This window comes from Pseudomonas sp. PHC1 (genome assembly GCF_046487845.1).
GTDB lineage: Bacteria > Pseudomonadota > Gammaproteobacteria > Pseudomonadales > Pseudomonadaceae > Aquipseudomonas > Aquipseudomonas sputi.
Window position 1 is genome coordinate 1 of the sequence record NZ_JBJXHJ010000054.1, and the last position, 1,601, is coordinate 1,601.

At 58.0% G+C, this 1,601-nt stretch carries 1 protein-coding gene and 1 tRNA gene; one reads left to right on the forward strand and one right to left on the reverse strand.

Annotated elements, in window-relative coordinates; all coding sequences use genetic code 11:
- Positions 1-380 precede the first annotated feature (380 nt).
- Positions 381-1,139: a hypothetical protein gene (locus ACKJSM_RS28590; protein ID WP_011335462.1), complete on the reverse strand. Its 759-nt coding sequence runs from the start codon at positions 1,137-1,139 to the stop codon at positions 381-383.
- 388 nt (positions 1,140-1,527) lie between these two features.
- Here ACKJSM_RS28590 and ACKJSM_RS28595 point away from each other — a divergent pair.
- A tRNA-Glu gene (locus tag ACKJSM_RS28595) sits at positions 1,528-1,600 on the forward strand.
- Position 1,601: the final 1 nt, after the last annotated feature.

Here is a 1,601-nt window from a genome sequence, read left to right on the forward strand (position 1 = left end):
CCCTCCACTCAGCCTTCCGATGGGGCCGGCACGTCAAAAGCGTTACTCGAGCTAACGCTCATTGTGTTGAGTGGTGGGAAGCCGAAGCCGAAGCCGAAGCCGAAGCCAAAGCCAATGCAGAAGCAAGAGTAGGAGAGGCAGAAGAAGGTGCAGCAGGTGCAGCAGAGTGAGTTGAGTTGCATGCGTTTCAAAACCAGAGTGCGACTCGGTCTTTCACGTCGGCGTACCTCCCCCAATCACCTCGGTCAGTCCCCTCTCCCTGCGGGCGGTCCGACGTTTCGGGAGGGTTAGGCGGCGTTCCGATGAGGGCGTTTTTGATTTTGATTTTTTTCGCGGGCATAAAAAAGCCACCTCCCGGTGGCTTCTCTGTTTGACTGCACTCAGTCGTAAATCACTTTCTTCTTCCAGTCCGCATCAGCCTCGACATCTTTGAGGCCGGCAGTCAGTTGGTTTTCTTCGCCTTCGACCGGGGCGATCTTGTCCATGACCTGGGCGTTGGCGCGGGCCAGGAGTTTTTCCAGGTATTGGAGTTGTTCGGCGTAGATTTGCGGGTCCTGCTGTTTGCGCAGGTATTGCACGCCGCGTTCGAAGGCGAGGCGGGCCTGGCCTGGCTGGTTTTGCTGGAGGGCGTGCTGGCCGAGGTTGTTGAAGAACTCGATGTGCAGCAGTACGAGGATGTGGCGTACTTCACGGATCCAGTGTTTGGCTTCGTTCGGTGGCAGGAAGCCGTCCTGGGCGGCGCGGGTGATCTGGCCGTGGAGGGCTTCGAGGAGGAAGCGGACGTCTTTTGCTTTGGCTTCGGTCTGGATCGGGGCCGGCGGGTTGTTGACCGGGATCGATTCGCCCTGGGCGACGAGAGCGCTCAGTTCGGTGATGCGGGCCTTGGTGGTGGCGCTGGTTTTTTCCAGGTTCAGCAGGCGCTGACAGACGTTCAGCTCCAGACGCGTCAGGAGCAGCTTGAGGGCCGGGGTCATGAACTGGCCGGGGAAGGTTTCGGTCAGTTCGCCGCAACGGCGCAGGCGGTCGTTGAGTTCGACCTTGGTGCGGGCCTTCTCCAGTTTGGTGTTTTCCACCACATGGTTCATGTAGCCAATGGCGATCAAGATTGCGATCCCGGCTATGACTAGCAGGGTGATCATGAGTGGTGTCACCGGTAAGACCTCTTTATAGGGTTCGCGTGCGAGTGTAGTGGCTTGGCATACAGGAGCCTAGCGCCGCTCGACGGGTTTGGATCGGCGAAGCTGTATCTGTATCGGCCAGGGAGCCGCTTATATAAATGCTGGCCCTTGGGGTGCAGATTGCCATCACCTGTGCCGTGGACTATAACGCCTTGGCGAGTGTCGGAATATAGGCGTCAATCGCCGGGCGACGCAAAAGCCGGAAACAGCGCGTAAAGGGGGGCGAAGTCATTGATTTAAATAAATTTATATCTGGGGGTTGACGACCTTTCAATCCATCCATAGAATGCGCGCCACTTGCAGCGTAAAGCACACAGCGAAACGCGGCAGGGAGTGAATGTTGTAGTGTGTCCCCTTCGTCTAGTGGCCTAGGACACCGCCCTTTCACGGCGGTAACAGGGGTTCGAGTCCCCTAGGGGACGC

Bases quoted from the DNA above. Each gene is read 5' to 3' on its own strand.
- ACKJSM_RS28590 (WP_011335462.1), bottom strand. From the start codon at position 1,139: ATGATCACCCTGCTAGTCATAGCCGGGATCGCAATCTTGATCGCCATT.